The sequence below is a fragment of the Streptomyces sp. NPDC051286 genome (assembly GCF_044455345.1).
Lineage (GTDB): Bacteria > Actinomycetota > Actinomycetes > Streptomycetales > Streptomycetaceae > Streptomyces.
In genome coordinates, this window is the sequence record NZ_JBITER010000005.1 from 200,142 (window position 1) to 216,714 (window position 16,573).

The following is a 16,573-nucleotide window of genomic DNA, read 5'->3' on the forward strand; positions in this document are numbered from 1 at the left end:
CCGGTCGAACAGAGGGGGCCGCCCGTCGACCGGGCGGCCCCCTCCGGCTGTACGGGATCAGCGCTGTGCGTTCACGTCCACGCGCACGATCTGCGGGTCGTGATCGCTCGCCTGGTCGGCGAACTCCGCGTTGATGTGCACCACGTCGTAGTCGAAGCGGATCACGCCGGGGCTGGTCAGGATGTGGTCCAGTGTCTGCGAGTTGCCCTCGTACACATAGCTGTACTGCTCGCTCGTAGGCAGCGTGGTGATCAGCGGCTTGAGTACCTGGCCGTCGGTCAGCGCGTCCATCGTCGGCGAGAACGCGAAGTCGTTGAGGTCCCCGAGGGTGATGACCTGCGCCGACTTGTCCGCCGCCAGCAGCGACGTCACGAAGGTGTTGACCTCCGTCGCCTGCTTGACGCGCTTCTTCTCCGAGCTGCGCGTCGGCTCCTGGTAGCGGCCGTGCAGGGGCTGGTCACCGCCCTTGGAGGTGAAGTGGTTGCCGATGACGAACACCGGCTTCCCGTGGAAGCGGAACTCGCCGACCAGGGGCTTGCGGCTGTCCGCCCACGCGTCGTTGGTGGGGGTGATACGGCCGGGCGACGCCGAGAGAGCGACGCCCTTCTTTGTCTTGACGGCGGTCACGGCGGTGGTCGCATCGCCGCCCGCGCGGTCCACGAACTCGACGCGCTCGGGGTTGAAGAGGAAGACGTTGCGGATGTTGCCGCCGGGCTCGCCGCCGTCCTTGCCGTCCACGGGGGCGATGTAGCGCCATGCGTACTGCGGACCGCCCGCCGCGACGATCGCGTCGGTGAACCGCTTGAGCGTCGCCTCGGAGCCGACCGTGCCGTCGTTCACCGCACCGTTGTCGTCCTGGATCTCCTCCAGCGACACGATGTCGGGGGAGGAAAGGTTGACCGCGACGCCCGCGGCGAGCGTGTCGAACTTGGCCTGCTCGTCGAGCGCGTCCAGGTTCTCCACGTTGTACGTGGCGACCGCGAGCTCCTTGTCCCTCTGTTTCCGGGTGACCTCGCGCCGCAGGTGGTGGTCGGTGAGCGTGCCCAGCTCGGTCGCCTGCAGGTTGTAGCCGCCGAAGGAGGCGTAATCCATGACACCGGTGGTGGTGCCGGACAGCTCATCGCCCACGTTCGCCACGGGGAAGGGGCGGGTGGTGTCCAGCGACATCACCTTGATGCGACCGGTGTTCTGGTCGGTGTACGAGGAGTAGAGCGTGCCGCCGCGCCCCGTCGGGTTCTCGTTCGGCTTGACCGTCACCCAGACCTCGTTGTACGCGGTCGTCGCACCCGTGACCCGGGTGTCGGCGATCTGTACGCGGGCGCCTTCGAGCGACTCGTACAGGTCGAGGGCGTACGCCGCCGGGGCGAGGGCCAGCCTGTCGACCGAACCGCCGCCTGCCGAGGGGACGTATGCGTCGGGCACGGACGCGGCGTCGAGCACGACCGGCGCGGGCAGCGCGTTGCCCGACGACAGGACCGTGACCCTGGGGGCGGTGATCTCGGTGATCGACTGGGTGGTGGCCGACGGGTAGTACTCGTCCACCTTGCCGCTGACCAGCACGGAATCGCCGACCGCGACGGTGGGTGCGGTGGAGCCGGTGTAGACGAAGACACCCTCGCTGGTACGGGCGTCCGCGTCCGGCGTGGTGTCCTGGATCCAGAAGCCGCGCGAACCGGTGGTCCGCACGCCGGTGACGACGCCGGGGACCCCGGTCACCGACTGGCCGTTCAGCGGCGAGACACGGGTGGTGCCCTGGATGTCGTGCACCCGCACGGTGCCGGGCTCGGTCGGGTTCCCGGGGTCGCCGGGTCCCGCTCCGCCGGACGTCTCACCGGCCGCGTTGACCGGTGTCGGGGCGCCCGCGGCCAGGTCGGCGGCGTTGTTGTCGGTGTCGGCGAGCGACGTACCGCGCGCCACGGAGGCAGTGGCGGAGGCACCGGCAGCCGGGCCACTGCCCTCCCGTACGACCGCGGACCCGTAGCCGACGAGGTCCACGATGCGGGTGTCGGCGGCGCAGTCGGCCGCGGTCTTGCAGGTCAGCGGGGTGGTTCCGGCGACAAGGGCGACGGTGCCGCTGGTCGCGGACATCGCCACGGTGCCGGTCGCGTCCGGGGTGGGCAGGGCAACGGTGCCGCCCGTGCCCGCGGCCTGGGCGACCAGGTAGCGGCCGCCGGGCGCGACGGACCCGGTCAGCGCGGAGACCTGCCAGAGCGAACCTGCGGACGGTGTGCCGGGCAGGTACTGGACGCTGAAGCCCGAGAGGTCGTACGCGGCCGAGCCGGCATTGGCCAGTTCGACAAAGTCGCGGGTGAGCGTCGCACCCGAGTTGCCCCCGCCCCCGTACACCTCGGAGATCACGGCGGTCGAGGACGGGGCCGCGAAGGCGGCAGGCAGCGCGGTCGCCGAGAGGGTCACGGCGACCGCGCCGGCCAGCAGGATGGAACGAGGTCGGGATATGTGCACGGTGAGCTGCCCCTCGAAGTGTGATGAGGGGCCACAAGCTATGCGCGTAGACCCGTCTGTGACAAGGCATCAGAGGTTAATTCCAGAAAACGCTCCGACGATCCCCGGGCGCGCACGCCAACTACGGCCGGACCGTGGGTTCGCTGACCTTGAAGTCACCGGTCCCGATGTGACTGAGGACGGTGGGGAACGCGGCGTTCCCGTCGGTGCCGGGCTCGGGGCCGCGGTGGTCGGAGGCCGTATGGAGGACATCCGCCCGTCACGGCCCTGCGGCAGCCGCGTCGCTGCGGGCCCTCGCGTGGATCACCTCCGGGCGCGCTCGGCGATCAGGACCTCCAGGCCGTCCAGGATGCGGTCAAGGCCGAACTCCAGGGCCTGGTCCTGTCCCCGGGGCCCGGAGCGGACCGAGGAGGCCGTCGCCGCGGCCAGGTTCGGGTAGTCCGCACCGTGCTCCCGCAGTACCGTGCCGAGCGCGGCCAGGAGCTGGGCCTCCGGTGCGCCGGAGGGGGCGGCCGCGCGGCTGTGGAGCGTGATACCCCGAACATGGCTGGTGAGCAGCACCACCGCGTCCATGCGCTCCGCTCCCGTGAGCCCGGTGCCGTCCAGCGCGGAGAGGGCCCGCTCCATCCAGCCGAGTTCCTTCGGGCCCATCAGACGCGGGCCGACCGTCGCCTCCAGTAGCCAGGGGTGACGGCGGAGCACCTCGGCCATGCCGTGCGACCAGGCCGTCAGGCGCGTCCGCCAGTCACCCTCCCCGACCTCCGGTGTGTCATCCAGCGCCGTTTCCACCATGACGGCGATCAGTTCCGCCTTGCCGGGCAGGTATCGGTAGAGCGACATCTTCGTCTTACCGAGCCGCTCCGCAACGCGCTGCATGGACACGGCTCCGAGGCCTTCCGCGGCCGCGATCTCGGTGCCGGTGCGGGCGATGCCGTCGAGGGTGAGTGCGGGCTTGGGTCCGCGCCGGGGCTGTGGTCCGGGTCCCCAGAGCAGACGCATCAGGTTCGTCGGGTCGTCCGTCACCGCTGTCTCCTTGCCGGAACCAGAAACTGTGTCTATCGTACACAACAAGAAACAGCGTCTATGGGACGCAATTAATGTGGATCGAAGATCCCCGGGCTGCACTCCAACGTCAGGCGCCTCGCCTTCGGCCCCGAGGACGCGTACGTGCGCCACCTCGGCCACTACGCCGCCACCTGGAGCCTGCCCGACTACGCCGGCTTCGGCTTCGGTGAGGGCTCCATCGGGTGCAACACCCCGGGCCGCCTCGCCTCCGTCGGCACCGACAACCGCAACCCCGGCACCGCCCGCGCCTTCTTTGTCTTCGCCGCCGACCGGCTGGACCACGACCGGCACGACCAGCGGACGCAGAAGGCCCTCATCGCCGAGGCGTTCGCCGGAATCGGCTGGGACGTGCCCCGGCTGCTCGCCACCCTGGACGACGCCGACGACCTGTACTTCGACTCCATCAGCCGCGCCGACGTGGACACCTGGTCCCGGGGCCGCGTCGCCCTCCTCGGTGACGCCGCCTGCGGGGCCACCATCGGCGGCATGGGTACCGGGACCGCGATCGTCGCCGCGTACGTGCTCGCGGGGGAGCTGGCCGCCCACCGCGGCGACCACGCCGCCGCCTTCGCCCGCTACGAGAGCCTGCTGCGTGCCTACGCGCAGGGCTGCCAGAAAAGCGGTGACCGGACCGGCCCCTTCCTGGCCCCCGGCTCCGCGTTCACGCTGCGCATGCGCAACTGGATGCTCGGCCGCACGTTCGTCCTCAACTGGATGCTGGAAGAGGGCAGGAAGGTGACGAACATCGAACTGCCCGACTACCGGGCGCACCGGAAATCCGCGCCGGTCACGCTCCGGGGACCCGGTCCAGGAAGCCACTGACCGAGGTGATGCGCCCGTCCTCGTCGAGGGTGACGACGTCGGACCCGGCCACGGGCGCCGAGCCGTCGGAGGCGGAGACCAGGTCCCAGCTGAAGCGGACGATGTCGTGGTGTCCTTCGGGGGCGCCGGTCAGCTTGAACTCGAAGCCGGGGAACTGCTGATGGGCACCGCTGATCACGGCCACCAGCTCGTCGTGGCCCCGCACCGAGGCCAGCGGGTCGGTGTACGTGGCGCCCTCGGTGAAGGCGGCGGTGACGGCCTTCGCCAGATCCTCGGGGGTGGCCGCGTTCCAGGCGGTGAAGTAGCGCTGAACGGCGTCCTCGTATGCGGTCATCGTGCTGTCCTCTCGGTCACGGTCCCGGACCTGCGGCCGGGCTCCTGTGCGGCTCGTGAGGAACACGATGTCCGACTGGGGAAGAAGCGTCGATTACCTCCCGGGTCATGACCGGACGCCCCGGCGGCGCGCGGCGCTCAGGAGACTGTCCGGTTGAGGAACCCCATGAGAATGGCGTTGAGTTCTTCGGCGTGGGTCCAGCCGATGTTGTGCGGGCCGCCCGGGATCTCGACGAGACGGCTGTTCTTGATCAGGCCGGGCAGCCGCCGCGCGCAGGAGTCGATGGGCAGGATGCGGTCCTCGTCGCCCTGGACGATCAGCGTCTCCACGTCGATCCTGGGCAGGTCGTCGCGGAAGTCCGTCAGCCAGGCCGGCACGCAGGCCAGCGTGGCATGGGCCGACGCACCGGCGGCCACCGTCCACTGGAGTTGCAGCGCCTGCTCACTGATCCGGGTGCCACCGAGCTTGTCGACGTTGTTGAAGTCATGGAGGAAGGTCGTCAGATACGCGGGACGGTCCGAGGCGATGGCACTCATGGTGCCGTCGAAGACGCTCTGGTCGACCCCCTCCGGGTTGTCCCCGGTTTTCAGGAGGAACGGCGGGATCGGGGCGATCAGTGCCGCCCGGTCGACCCGCGCGGATCCGTAATTGCCCAGGTAACGGACGACCTCGCCGGTGCCCATGGAGAACCCGACCAGGATGGTGTTCTGCAGGTCGAGCTTCTCCATGACGGCGTTGAGATCCGTGGCGAGCGTGTCGTAGTCGTACCCCGTGGTGGGCTGCGAGGACCGGCCGAAGCCGCGCCGGTCGTACGTGATCACCCGGTACCCGGCGCGCAGCAGGACCGGGAGCTGCTTCTCCCAGGACGCGCCGCTCAGCGGGAACCCGTGGATCAGGACGACGGGCTGCCCCATCCCGTGGTCCTCGTAGTACACATGGATGCCGGCGGAGTTCTCCTCGCCAACGGTGATGTACGGCATGGCTCTCCCATCGCACGGCCCGGTCCCGTCGTGGTCCGGGCTCCTGGGGCCTCTCTTCGAAGCGTGCGCGGCTCGCCGGGCCCTGCCCGTACTCTTGCGGCCTCCCCCGCGATAGGGAGTGGGCTCCCGACGCCTTACAACTCCGCCGGCGGCGTTGTCGTCAGTCGCCGACGCTCCGCGTCGACTCCTTCCTCCGCCTTGCCATCGGAGCCGCATGACGCCGCTCGCTGATCCACTCCCTATTGCGGGGAGGCCCTGGGTCGCAACCTGTTCCGAAAAGAGAGGTCCTAGCCCATTACGCCCCCATTCGGTGGCCCGCGCACTGCCGGCGGCCCTGACCGGGTTGCCGGCACTGTTTCATGCGATTTTCACGGAGCGCCTCTACGGTGGGCGTCGTGACCGAGATGAGCCCTCCCGGCTGGCATACGGACCCCGGGTATACAGGAACAGGCCCTGTCCAGGAACGCTGGTGGGACGGGAGTCAGTGGACGGATCAGCTCCGGATGCCGCCCGCGGCCGTCCGACGCCGTCGGATCCGGATCGGCGTCGGCGTCACCGCTGGTGTGGTGGTGCTGGCCGCGATCGCGGGTGGCGCCGTCCTGCTGACTGGTGGATCCCACAGTTCCGGGAACACCTCCCGCGGTGCCGAGTCGCCTGCGCCCAGTCCTCCCGGGGGACCGAACGGCCAGGGCGGTCCCGGTGGCCGGAGTCCGGCGCCCGACCAGCGGCAACCGCCGTCCGAGAAGGGGTATGCCACGGACGCCAGCACGGGTATCAGCCTGCCGGTGCCCGACGGCTGGACCGGCCAGTCGGCGCTGATCGGTGCTTCGGTGAGCACGGGATCGTATACCTGCCCGGCCGACGCCTCGCAGAAGTGCGAGCGCGGAGGAGCGTTCGTCGCCCCGGCCCAGGCGCTGAAGATCACGGCGAAGACGCCGGAGGCGGCGGCGAAGGCGGACATCTCCGTCAATGCCACATCGTCGTACGGCGGCAAGGCCTACGGCGCCATCACCTCGCACGAGCAGCTCAAGTCCGAGGCGGTCACCGTCGCGGGCCGCAAGGGCTATCTGGTGCGCTGGAAGGTGGCCACGAAGGAAGGCGACGACGGCTACGTCCAGTCGCTGGCCTTTGCCTCCCCGCACTCCGCGGACATGTTGGTGGTCGTACGGTCCGGCTTCGACGCCGGCCCCAAGGCGCCCCCGCTCTCGGTGATGGACGAGATCACCAAGGGGATCAAGGCGGCGGCCGTGACCGGCTCGGGATCCGGGCAGACCGCCTGAAGAGACTCGGCGGGAACCGGCCCGCGGGATTCCTTCCCGTGGGCCGCTTCCGCGCGTCGGGCGGGCGACGCAGGGGCCGGCGGCGGTAGGCAGGATGCCGTCATGGGACCCCGCTCTCGATGTCGTCTCCCTGCGCTGACCGACCGCGTATGCACCCACGGGCGGGCGAGGCCGGACGGGCGTCGTCCGGGACCATCCGGAACTCGCACTCTCCCCGCCGCGCCGGACTCAGCGGGCTTTCCGCCGAACAGGTGAGTACGGAGCAGGTGCACGCCGCCACCGCGTGCACCGTCTGCCACCTCGTCGGCCTGATCGCCCCGTCGTGCTGTTCGCCGGTCGCCCCGACGCGGACCTCGCCGGCGCACCGCAACCCGGACACCCGACCCCGGGGCCCGGGTACGGACCGTCACGTCACGCGGGTGCTGCGCCGCGGCGGTACGGCGTTCCCGGACGCCAGCGGCGAACGGGACAGTTCGATACAGCCCAGCGCGATGAGAGCGATCGCGACCAGCTCCGGCAACAGCCACCAGCCCGTGCGCAGCTCCTCGCCGAACAGCGTCACCCCGTACAGGACGCTGATCAGCGCGTCGCCCAGGGTCAGCATCGGCTGGACGGCGACCAGAGTGCCCGCCTGGAGCGCGTTCTGAAGGAGGAACAGCGCGCCCACCCCGGCGGCGGCGGTGGCGTACAGCTGCCAGGATGTCATGAGCGCGGTCACTCCGTCGTCACTGAGACGCCCCATGGCGTCCTTCATCAGGGCGGCGGTGAGCGAGTAACCACACGCGGCGGCGAGCCCGAGCAGCGCCGCCCGGGGGTTCCCGCGGGTCTTCATCGCGCCGGTGATCAGCGCGGCCTCGAAGATCCCCGTCAGGATCAGCGCCGGGACCCAGACCGCGCCCCGCACCGACGTGCCGCCGCCGCCCGGAGCGGCGGAGGCCATGCCGAGGGCCAGCCCGACGGTCACGGCAGCCACGCCGTACCAGACTCCGCCCGGTACCCGGACCCGAATCACGAAACCGGCCAGCAGCAGCGCCGCCGGGAGTTCGATGACGAAGATCGGCTGGACCACCGCGATCGGTCCGGTGGCCAGCGCGACGGCCTGGCAGACGGCGGCGACGATCACCAGCCCGATTCCGGCCAGCCACATCTTCTGGCGCAGCAGATGGCCGATCAGCGACAGGCGCATCGCCTTCGTATCGGGTACGGCGAGGGCGGCACGGCGTTGCAGTACGGACGCGGCGCCGTTGCTGAGTGCGGTCAGGATGGCGAACAGGACGCTGATCACCCGACCATGATGCGGGCGGCCCGCGCGCAGTGCGGGGTCCTGCCGCGCTGCGGCGGCCGCGGGAAGGACCGAGACGGTGCGATTGCGGACGGGAGTTGTCCGCACATCCCCGTACCGTGCCGTTCATGGCCGCGAAGACGAATCCCGCCGCACGGACCGCATCCGCCCAGCCTCCGCTGCTCACGCCCCGCGCACTGGGCCGGGCCACCCTGGAGCGCCAACTGCTCCTGCGCCGGACCCCGATGTCCGCGAAGGAAGCCGTCGGGCATCTCGTCGGGCTACAGGCGCAGAACACCAAGCCGCCGTACTACCAGCTCTTCGCCCGACTCGAAGGCTTCGACCCGGCCGAGCTCTCCGCGCTGATGGGGTCCCGTGAGGTGGTCCGCATCGTCACCCTCCGCTCCACCATCCACACCCACACCGCCGACGACGCGCTGACCCTGCGTCCGCTGGTCCAGCCGGCCCGCAGTCGGGAGCTGAAGATGTTCCGGCAGGGGCTCGGCGAGGTGGACCTGGACCGGCTCGCGGCGATCGGCAGAGAACTCGTCGAGGAGCGCCCGCGCACCCCGAAGGAACTCCGTGAGGCACTGCTCGCGCGGTGGCCGGCCGCCGACCCGCAGGCCCTGACCATGGCCGTCCGCTGCACCCTGCCCCTGGTCCAGGTCACCCCGCGCGGGCTCTGGGGACGGAGCGGACAGGTCGCGCTGACCACCGCCGAGCACTGGCTCGGCCGGCCGTCGGAGCCGACACCCATGCCCGACGCAACCGTGCTGCGCTACCTCGGCGCCTTTGGACCCGCCTCCGTGAAGGACATGCAGATGTGGGCCGGACTGACCCGGCTGCGGGAGGCCTTCGAGCGGCTGCGGCCGCGGCTGGTCACCTTCCGCGACGAGCACGGTGTGGAACTCTTCGACCTGCCGGACGCCCCGCGTCCCGACCCGGACACCCCCGCCCCGCCGCGCTTCCTGCCCGAGTTCGACAACGTCCTGCTCGGCCATGCGGACCGTACGCGCGTCATCCCGCCACGGTTCAAAGGACGCAACGGGAACGGCAATCAGGCGTACGGAGCCGTGCTCGTCGACGGCTTCCTCGCGGCGATCTGGCGGTTCGGCGCGCCCGGGCAGAAGCCCGGCGGCGAGGGGACCGTCACCGTGCAGGCGCTGGGGAGGCTGAGCGCGGCGGAGCGTGAAGCCGTCACCGAGGAGGGGCTGCGGATGCTCGCCACGATGGGACCCGCGGACCCGGCCGCACACGACATCCGGTTCGCCCCCTTCGTCGACTTCGGGGACTGACCAGGACCTGGCCTCCCGGCAATGCTTGCCCCGTCGCGGGGCAAACACGCCCTAGTCGGCTCGGCCCGTCGCCGCCACCGTCACGCCCAGACCGATCATCGCGAAGCCACCCGCCCCGCCGATCATTGACAGCCGCCTGTCCGACCGGGCGAACCAGCTCCGGGCCGCCGACGCGCCGAGCCCCCAGAGTGTGTCCGTCACCAGCCCGATCGCGATCGGCACCAGCCCCAACAGCAGCATCTGCACCGGGAGATGGCCGTTCGAGGGGTCCACGAACTGGGGGAGTATCGCGGCGAAGAAGACGATGCCCTTGGGGTTGGTGACGCCGACGACCACGCCGTCCACCACCGTCCGCAGATCACCGCGCGCGGGCTGCCCCGGCGACGCCTCGACAGCCCCCAGCCTCAGCTCCTTGCGGTGCCGGAAGGCCTGCACCCCCAGGAGGACCAGATACGCCGCACCCGCCAGCTTCACCGCCATGAAGACCATCATCGAGCGTTCGACCAGCGAGCCGATGCCCAGCGCGACCGCCACCACCAGGACATACGAACCGGCGACATTGCCCAGCACTGTGGTCAGCGCGGTGCGGCGGCCGTGGGCCAGCGCCCGGCCGATCACGAAGAGGACGCTCGGCCCCGGGATCACGATCACCAGCAGGGACATCGCCGCGAAGGAAAGATATTGATGCGTGGACACCATGTCCGTCACCCCCTGGCCCCGACCGTACGGCACAGACCCCCGGCGGACGTCAGGCGTGCGACCGGAGTGAACGCCCGGCGCGCACCTACGGCAGCAGCCCAGCCCGGCGCGCTGCCACGACCGCTTCCAGCCGGGTGTGCGCCCCCAACTTCCGCATCGCCGCGCGCAGATACCCCTTCACCGTCTCCGGCTGAAGCCCCAGCCGTTCGGCCGCCACCGCGTTCGTCGAGCCCGCGGCCACGCAGGCGAGGACATCGATCTCGCGCGGCGCCAGCTGCACCCCGTGGGCGCTCGGCAGCGTCGTCCCGGACGCGGAGGCCAGCCGCCCGCACACCGAGAGGAGTTCCTCGCGAAGTGCCGGGTCGGTCACCCTCGGGACCAGCGCGCGCAGCTCGCGGTGCGCCTCGCGGACGTCCTCCCAAGCACCCGGCGCCGCCCGCGGGTCCGTCACCTGGTCCCGGGTGAAGGCCAGGAGCTGCTGCACCTCGTCGCGCACGGCGAGCGTCTGTTCCACGTCGCGGGCCGCCGCGACGGCCGCGTCGAACGTACGGTCCCCGAGGGTGAGGGGTTCGCGCAGCGCCCCGTACAGCACGCCCCGTACCTTGCGGCGCACGACGACGGGCACCGCGACCACCGAACGCAGCCCCTCCGCGGCGACCGCGGTGTCGTACTCGTGGCTGATGTGGCGCGACGACGGGTAGTCGGTCACCGCGCACGGCCGGGACAGGGCGATCGACTTGCCGCCGAGTCCGCTGCCCGCAGTGATGACAAGGCCGCGCAGCGCCGTGGTCTGTGCCCCGTTGAGCTCCGCGATCCTGGCGTGACGCGCATCCGACAGCAGCCCGCCGAACGCCACGGGCAGCCCGCTTGCCCGGCGCAACCGCAGCAGGGCCGCCTGCATCTCGACCGCATCGACCGGTTCCGGCACGCTGTCGCCTCTCTGCCCGCCTGCGGTACCCCTGTTCGGGGGTGGTGAGACCTGGGTCACTGTTTACATGATGCTAAAGGACCGGTCCGGTCCGCAAAAAGGAGGGCACATGTCGGCAACCAGCGCAACGGAAACGTTCCGGGCCGCCCGGGACTTTCTGCTGCAGCATCGCGAGGACTACGCGACGGCGTACGAGGGCTTCCGCTGGCCCCGGACCGATCATTTCAACTGGGCGCTGGACTGGTTCGACGTCATAGCGGAGAACAACGACCGCACCGCCCTGCACATCGTGGAGGAGGACGGCCGTCGCACCGAGGTGTCCTTCGCCGCGATGTCCTCCCGCTCCAACCGAGCCGCGAACTGGCTCCGCGCCCAAGGGGTGCGCGCCGGCGACCGGATCCTCGTCATGCTCGGCAACCAGGTCGAACTGTGGGAGACGGCCCTCGCCGCGATGAAACTGCGCGCCGTCGTCATCCCCGCCACGCCGCTCCTCGGCCCCGTCGACCTGCGCGACCGGGTGGAGCGCGGCCGGGTCCGGCATGTGATCGTGCGGGACGCCGACGTCGCCAAGTTCGACGAGGTGCCCGGCGACTACACCCGGATCGCCGTCGGCGAGGACGTACCGGGCTGGCTCCCCTACACCGGCGCCGGTGAGCAGCCGGAGAGCTTCGAGGCGGACCGGGAGACCGACGCCGACGAGCCACTGATGCTGTACTTCACCTCCGGCACGACCGCCAGCCCCAAGCTGGTCGAGCACACCCATGTCTCCTACCCCGTGGGTCACTTGGCGACGATGTACTGGATCGGTCTCAAGCCCGGGGACGTCCACCTCAACATCTCGTCACCGGGCTGGGCCAAGCACGCCTGGTCGAACCTCTTCGCGCCGTGGAGTGCCGAGGCGACCGTCTTCATCTTCAACTACACCCGGTTCGACGCCGGCCGCCTGATGACCGAAATGGACCGCTCGGGCGTCACCAGCTTCTGCGCGCCGCCCACCGTCTGGCGGATGCTGATCCAGGCCGACCTCTCCCAGCTGAACACCCCGCCGCGCGAGGTCGTCGCCGCCGGAGAGCCACTGAACCCCGAGGTCATCGAAACGGTCCGGCGCGAGTGGGGCGTCACGATCCGGGACGGCTTCGGCCAGACCGAGACCGCCGTCCAGGTCGCCAACACCCCCGGCCAGGTACTGAAGGCCGGTTCGATGGGACGGCCCAGTCCCGGATTCAAGGTCGAGCTCCTCGACCCGGTCACCGGTGAGCCCGGTGCGATCGAGGGCGAGATCTCCCTCGACCTGTCGTACCACCCGGTTGGCCTGATGGCCGGCTACCACGGCGACCCGGACCGTACCGCCGAGGCGATGGCCGGCGGCTACTACCGCACCGGCGACATCGGCTCCCGCGACGAGGACGGCTACATCACCTATGTCGGTCGCGCCGATGATGTGTTCAAGGCGTCCGACTACAAGATCTCGCCGTTCGAGCTGGAGAGCGCGCTGCTGGAGCACGAAGCGGTCGCCGAGGCCGCGGTCGTGCCCGCGCCCGACCCGGTCCGGCTTGCCGTACCGAAGGCGTATGTCGTCCTGGCGGAGGGCTGGGAGCCCGGACCGGACACGGCGAAGGTGCTGTTCGCGCACTCGCGGGCGGTCCTCGCCCCGTACAAGCGGATCCGCCGGCTGGAGTTCGCCGAGCTGCCGAAGACCGTCTCCGGAAAGATCCGCCGGATCGAGCTGCGCGAGCGCACGGCCCAGGGCACCGGCACCGAATACGACGAGGGGGACCTGCGATGACCGGACGGACCGGGCTGTCGTACGCGCACGGCACCGGCACCACCGCTCTGCTCGGCGACACGATCGGGCGCAATCTCGACCGGGCGGTCGAGGCGTACCCGGAACGTGAGGCGCTGGTCGACGTCGCTTCGGGGCGGCGCTGGACGTACGCCGAATTCGGCGCGGCGGTCGACGAGTTGGCGCGCGGACTGATGGGTTCCGGGGTGGCCAGGGGCGACCGCGTCGGAATCTGGGCGATCAACTGCCCCGAGTGGGTGCTCGTCCAGTACGCCACCGCCCGCATCGGCGCCATCATGGTCAACATCAACCCGGCCTACCGGGCGCACGAGCTGCAGTACGTGCTCGGCCAGGCGGGGATCTCGATCCTGATCTCGTCGCTCGCCCACCGCACCAGCGACTACCGCGCCCTCGTCGGCCAGGTCCGGGCGGAGTGCCCCGCCCTGCGGTCCGTGCACTACATAGGCGATCCGTCCTGGGACGAGCTGACGGCAGCGGCCGGATCGGTCACGGCCGAACAACTGGCAGCACGGGAAGCCGAGTTGTCCTGTGACGACCCGATCAACATCCAGTTCACCTCGGGCACGACCGGCTTCCCCAAGGGAGCCACTCTCTCCCACCACAACATTCTCAACAATGGCTACTTCGTCGGGGAGCTGATCGCCTACACCGAGCAGGACCGGGTTTGTCTGCCCGTCCCCTTCTACCACTGCTTCGGCATGGTGATGGGCAACCTCGGCATCACCTCGCACGGCGCCTGCATCGTGATTCCGGCTCCCGCCTTCGATCCCGCCGCTGTCCTCGCCGCCGTCCAGCAGGAGCGCTGCACCTCCCTCTACGGCGTTCCCACCATGTTCATCGCCGAGCTCAACCTTCCCGACTTCGCCTCGTATGATCTCTCCTCGCTGCGCACCGGGATCATGGCCGGATCGCCCTGCCCGGTCGAGGTGATGAAGCGGGTCGTCGCCGAGATGCACATGGAGGAGGTGTCCATCTGTTACGGCATGACGGAGACCTCTCCGGTCTCCACCCAGACCCGCCGCGACGACGACCTGGAGCGCCGCACCGGCACGGTCGGCCGCGTCATGCCGCACATCGAGGTGAAGGTCGTCGACCCGGCGACCGGCGTGACCGTGGAGCGCGGGGAGGCGGGCGAGCTCTGCACCCGTGGCTACAGCGTGATGCTCGGCTACTGGGAGCAGCCCGATCGGACCGCCGAGGTGATCGACGCGGGGCGCTGGATGCACACCGGCGACCTCGCGGTGATGCGCGAGGACGGCTACGTACAGATTGTCGGCCGGATCAAGGACATGATCATCCGGGGTGGCGAGAACGTGTATCCGCGGGAGATCGAGGAATTCCTCTACGGCCACCCGAAGGTCGCGGATGTGCAGGTGGTGGGCGTACCGGACGCCACGCGCGGCGAGGAGATCCTGGCCTGTGTCATCCCCAGGGACCCGGCGGACCCGCCGAGCCTGGACGAGGTGACGGAGTACTGCCGCGAGCAGCTTGCGCACTACAAGATCCCGCGGAGGCTGCAGATCCTGGAGGCCTTCCCGATGACGGTCAGCGGGAAGGTCCGGAAGATCGAACTGCGGGAGAACTACGGATAGTCGGTGACGCGGGGGGCGGCGCCCGGGGCGCGGTCAGGCGGCTTCGATGATGTCGCCGGCAGCGCCGCGGGTCGCCGCCGCCCACTCGATGAGCAGTACCTCGTACGCCGCGGACTCCACGGACGACCAGTCCTGCCCGGCTCGCGCGTCCACCAGCGCACGGATCGCCTCGTTCGCCGCGGCGGCGGACGGGCGCGTCGGCTGTGCGGTGTGCAGCGGGTCGGAAGAAGGGGAGTGCCGTGGAATTAAGACCATGGGCGCTATCTTACGGCCGCCCACTGACACAGCCCGAACAATTGTGGCCCCCTGGCGTGAACGTGACCGATTGCACTCGCTGTCGCCGACCGGTTCCGCTCCGAGGGCAGGGGGTTGACGCCCGGTCAGAGTTCGCGTCGCATGCAGACCCTCGGCCAGCGGTCCAGGCCGTGTTCCGCCTCCTCCGCTCTGATCTTCCGCAGCCCGTCGGTGAGTTCGGCCTCCGCGAGCGTACGGAAGCCGAGGCGCGTGTAGTACGGCGCGTTCCACGGGACATGGGAGAACGTCGTCAGAGTGAGGGCGGCGAGCCGCCGGTCGCCCGCCCAGTCGGCCACGTGGTCGATGAGCGCGCGGCCCACACCGCGCCGGGCGGCGGACGGATGGACCGAGACCTGCTCGACATGGGCCGCGCCGTCGACCTCGTCGGCGATCAGATAGCCGACGGGACGGTCGTCGGATTCGGCGGCCACCCAGGCGCGGCCGGCCCTGCGGTAGTCGTCCAGCAGGTCGAGGGGTGGCGGGTCGTCGTCCGAGACGGCGGACATGCCGAGGGTGCGGAACGGTTCGCCGGCGGCGCGTTCGATGTCCTGGAGCAGCGGGAGATCGGAGCGGCGGGCGGGACGGATACGCATGCCGCCAGTATGGCGCCGGCGGCCGGTGCGCGGGGGCGGAGGCCCTGGACTGCCGACCCGCGGGCGCCCGTTCGAGCGCTGTCCCCCGCGTCACTTGGTGTCCGCCCGGCCCGGCACGCGTCGCGCCTGCCGCGCGCCGCGCGTCAGGGGGAGTGGGCGACGGGCATCAGGGACCGCGCAATCCGGAAAGCCGGGTCTTCGTGGTGGAGCCGGGGATCGGGCTCGGTCTCGCACGGCCCGGTTCCGTCGTGGACGGGCCGGACCGCGTAGGGCACCTTGGCGGGCTGTCAAGCACGCCAAACGCCTGCCAAGGGTGATGCCGCTGGTACCGAGGGGGCGTGTGGAGGCGTTTGTCGATTCCCGTGCGACCCCAATGCCATCTGTGGCGCATGCAGCCGATTGGCTACCTTCTGTAGCGAGCTGATTGCACACGGCGACATAGGGGTTGGCGTGTGCAGCAGCGGGATCGGAGAAATGAACGTGAAAACTTGCAAGCGGTGGGCTGTGGGCCTGGGAGCCGTCGCGATCAGTGGCGCGCTGATGTCGGGCTCATTCAGCCCGGCCGTCGCCAGCGACTCCGCGGGGGCAGCGCCACGGTCCGTCGTCGCCAAGCAGCTGACCCTGAGACTGGCCGCCGCTCCGGGCCAGCTTGCCAACGTACGGGGAGCGGCCCTGGGCAACGGCGTCCCGATCATCCAGTACCCGTGGACCGACGCGCCCAACGAGCGCTGGGAAGCGAATGCGGTCCGGGGCGCCTACTACCGGTTCAGGTCCGTCAGCAGTGGCAAATGCCTCAACGTCAACGGCGGCGGTAACGCCAACGGAGCCCAGATCATCCAGTACACCTGTGGCAACGCCGACAACGAGCTGTGGAGGCTCGTGCCCAAGGGCATCGGTTACCAGATCGTCGCCAAGTCCAGCAACAAGTGCCTCAACGTCGCAGGGGGAGTAGGCGCTGGACGTCCCCTCATCCAGTACGACTGCACCGCTGAGGGCGCGACCAACGACGTCTGGCTGCCCGTCTGGGAGCCCAACGACCTCTGAGTCCTCGCGGGAGTCCGTGGGGCAGGCGTTGACACCGTGTGGCTGGGCTCCCCTTCGGGGGACCCAGCCACGTTCGGTCGTGCACGGCGGACGACGGA

15 protein-coding genes are annotated in these 16,573 nt (G+C 70.3%); 6 read left to right on the forward strand and 9 right to left on the reverse strand.

Annotated features, from left to right (window positions below; translation table 11 throughout):
• Positions 1-57: 57 nt before the first annotated feature.
• On the reverse strand, positions 58-2,463 hold the full coding sequence (locus tag ACIBB8_RS08085) for an endonuclease/exonuclease/phosphatase family protein (RefSeq protein ID WP_398949594.1): 2,406 nt from the start codon (positions 2,461-2,463) through the stop codon (positions 58-60).
• A 303-nt stretch (positions 2,464-2,766) separates the two neighbouring features.
• On the reverse strand, positions 2,767-3,486 hold the full coding sequence (locus ACIBB8_RS08090; RefSeq protein WP_398949596.1) for a TetR/AcrR family transcriptional regulator: 720 nt from the start codon (positions 3,484-3,486) through the stop codon (positions 2,767-2,769).
• 144 nt (positions 3,487-3,630) lie between these two features.
• Between ACIBB8_RS08090 and ACIBB8_RS08095 the strand changes: the two genes are divergently transcribed.
• Positions 3,631-4,350, forward strand: a complete 720-nt coding sequence (locus tag ACIBB8_RS08095) for an FAD-dependent monooxygenase (protein WP_398949598.1) — start codon at positions 3,631-3,633, stop codon at positions 4,348-4,350.
• On the opposite strand, the gene ACIBB8_RS08100 is transcribed toward ACIBB8_RS08095, so the two are convergent.
• Both ACIBB8_RS08100 and ACIBB8_RS08105 read right to left on the reverse strand, forming a co-directional pair.
• Complete coding sequence (locus tag ACIBB8_RS08100; protein WP_398949600.1) at positions 4,316-4,684, reverse strand: nuclear transport factor 2 family protein; 369 nt, start codon at positions 4,682-4,684, stop codon at positions 4,316-4,318. The two genes, ACIBB8_RS08095 and ACIBB8_RS08100, sit on opposite strands and share 35 nt — an antisense overlap.
• Positions 4,685-4,821: 137 nt before the next feature.
• On the reverse strand, positions 4,822-5,664 hold the full coding sequence (locus tag ACIBB8_RS08105) for an alpha/beta fold hydrolase (RefSeq protein ID WP_398949602.1): 843 nt from the start codon (positions 5,662-5,664) through the stop codon (positions 4,822-4,824).
• Between the two features lie 395 nt (positions 5,665-6,059).
• On the opposite strand from ACIBB8_RS08105, the gene ACIBB8_RS08110 reads away from it, so the two are divergent.
• Positions 6,060-6,944 carry a DUF2510 domain-containing protein gene (locus ACIBB8_RS08110; protein WP_398949604.1) on the forward strand — a complete coding sequence of 295 codons (885 nt, stop codon included), beginning with the start codon at positions 6,060-6,062 and terminating at the stop codon, positions 6,942-6,944.
• A gap of 406 nt (positions 6,945-7,350) precedes the next feature.
• On the opposite strand, the gene ACIBB8_RS08115 is transcribed toward ACIBB8_RS08110, so the two are convergent.
• The gene (locus tag ACIBB8_RS08115) at positions 7,351-8,229 is read right to left on the reverse strand and encodes a DMT family transporter (protein ID WP_398949606.1); all 879 of its coding nucleotides are present in this window, start codon (positions 8,227-8,229) and stop codon (positions 7,351-7,353) included.
• 125 nt (positions 8,230-8,354) lie between these two features.
• Between ACIBB8_RS08115 and ACIBB8_RS08120 the strand changes: the two genes are divergently transcribed.
• Positions 8,355-9,521 carry a winged helix DNA-binding domain-containing protein gene (locus tag ACIBB8_RS08120; RefSeq protein ID WP_398949608.1) on the forward strand — a complete coding sequence of 389 codons (1,167 nt, stop codon included), beginning with the start codon at positions 8,355-8,357 and terminating at the stop codon, positions 9,519-9,521.
• A gap of 51 nt (positions 9,522-9,572) precedes the next feature.
• Here the strand turns inward: ACIBB8_RS08120 and ACIBB8_RS08125 are convergent, their stop codons facing one another.
• Positions 9,573-10,220 (reverse strand): LysE family translocator, encoded by a 648-nt coding sequence (locus tag ACIBB8_RS08125; RefSeq protein ID WP_398949610.1) that lies wholly within the window; start codon positions 10,218-10,220, stop codon positions 9,573-9,575.
• Positions 10,221-10,305: 85 nt separating this feature from the next.
• The gene (locus ACIBB8_RS08130) at positions 10,306-11,148 is read right to left on the reverse strand and encodes a response regulator transcription factor (protein ID WP_398949612.1); all 843 of its coding nucleotides are present in this window, start codon (positions 11,146-11,148) and stop codon (positions 10,306-10,308) included.
• Positions 11,149-11,257: 109 nt separating this feature from the next.
• Between ACIBB8_RS08130 and ACIBB8_RS08135 the strand changes: the two genes are divergently transcribed.
• Both ACIBB8_RS08135 and ACIBB8_RS08140 read left to right on the forward strand, forming a co-directional pair.
• Positions 11,258-12,934, forward strand: coding sequence for an AMP-binding protein (locus tag ACIBB8_RS08135; protein ID WP_398949614.1), 1,677 nt, complete (start codon positions 11,258-11,260; stop codon positions 12,932-12,934).
• Entirely contained in the window at positions 12,931-14,544 is a 1,614-nt protein-coding gene (locus ACIBB8_RS08140) for an AMP-binding protein (protein ID WP_398949616.1), read from the forward strand. The genes ACIBB8_RS08135 and ACIBB8_RS08140 overlap by 4 nt, the downstream gene beginning before the upstream one ends.
• Positions 14,545-14,577: 33 nt before the next feature.
• Here ACIBB8_RS08140 and ACIBB8_RS08145 read toward each other — a convergent pair whose 3' ends face one another.
• Positions 14,578-14,799 (reverse strand): hypothetical protein, encoded by a 222-nt coding sequence (locus ACIBB8_RS08145; protein ID WP_398949618.1) that lies wholly within the window; start codon positions 14,797-14,799, stop codon positions 14,578-14,580.
• Between the two features lie 125 nt (positions 14,800-14,924).
• Positions 14,925-15,431 carry a GNAT family N-acetyltransferase gene (locus ACIBB8_RS08150; protein ID WP_398949620.1) on the reverse strand — a complete coding sequence of 169 codons (507 nt, stop codon included), beginning with the start codon at positions 15,429-15,431 and terminating at the stop codon, positions 14,925-14,927.
• 474 nt (positions 15,432-15,905) lie between these two features.
• On the opposite strand from ACIBB8_RS08150, the gene ACIBB8_RS08155 reads away from it, so the two are divergent.
• Complete coding sequence (locus tag ACIBB8_RS08155) at positions 15,906-16,475, forward strand: RICIN domain-containing protein (RefSeq protein ID WP_398949622.1); 570 nt, start codon at positions 15,906-15,908, stop codon at positions 16,473-16,475.
• Positions 16,476-16,573 lie beyond the last annotated feature (98 nt).

What these genes read in the sequence shown, in the direction of transcription:
- ACIBB8_RS08140 (WP_398949616.1), top strand. Translation starts at nt 12,931, where the DNA reads ATGACCGGACGGACCGGGCTGTCGTACGCGCACGGCACCGGCACCACC.
- ACIBB8_RS08145 (WP_398949618.1), bottom strand. Translation starts at nt 14,799, where the DNA reads ATGGTCTTAATTCCACGGCACTCCCCTTCTTCCGACCCGCTGCACACC.
- ACIBB8_RS08105 (WP_398949602.1), bottom strand. Translation starts at nt 5,664, where the DNA reads ATGCCGTACATCACCGTTGGCGAGGAGAACTCCGCCGGCATCCATGTG.
- ACIBB8_RS08125 (WP_398949610.1), bottom strand. Translation starts at nt 10,220, where the DNA reads ATGGTGTCCACGCATCAATATCTTTCCTTCGCGGCGATGTCCCTGCTG.
- ACIBB8_RS08135 (WP_398949614.1), top strand. Translation starts at nt 11,258, where the DNA reads ATGTCGGCAACCAGCGCAACGGAAACGTTCCGGGCCGCCCGGGACTTT.
- ACIBB8_RS08150 (WP_398949620.1), bottom strand. Translation starts at nt 15,431, where the DNA reads ATGCGTATCCGTCCCGCCCGCCGCTCCGATCTCCCGCTGCTCCAGGAC.
- ACIBB8_RS08155 (WP_398949622.1), top strand. Translation starts at nt 15,906, where the DNA reads ATGAACGTGAAAACTTGCAAGCGGTGGGCTGTGGGCCTGGGAGCCGTC.
- ACIBB8_RS08100 (WP_398949600.1), bottom strand. Translation starts at nt 4,684, where the DNA reads ATGACCGCATACGAGGACGCCGTTCAGCGCTACTTCACCGCCTGGAAC.
- ACIBB8_RS08120 (WP_398949608.1), top strand. Translation starts at nt 8,355, where the DNA reads ATGGCCGCGAAGACGAATCCCGCCGCACGGACCGCATCCGCCCAGCCT.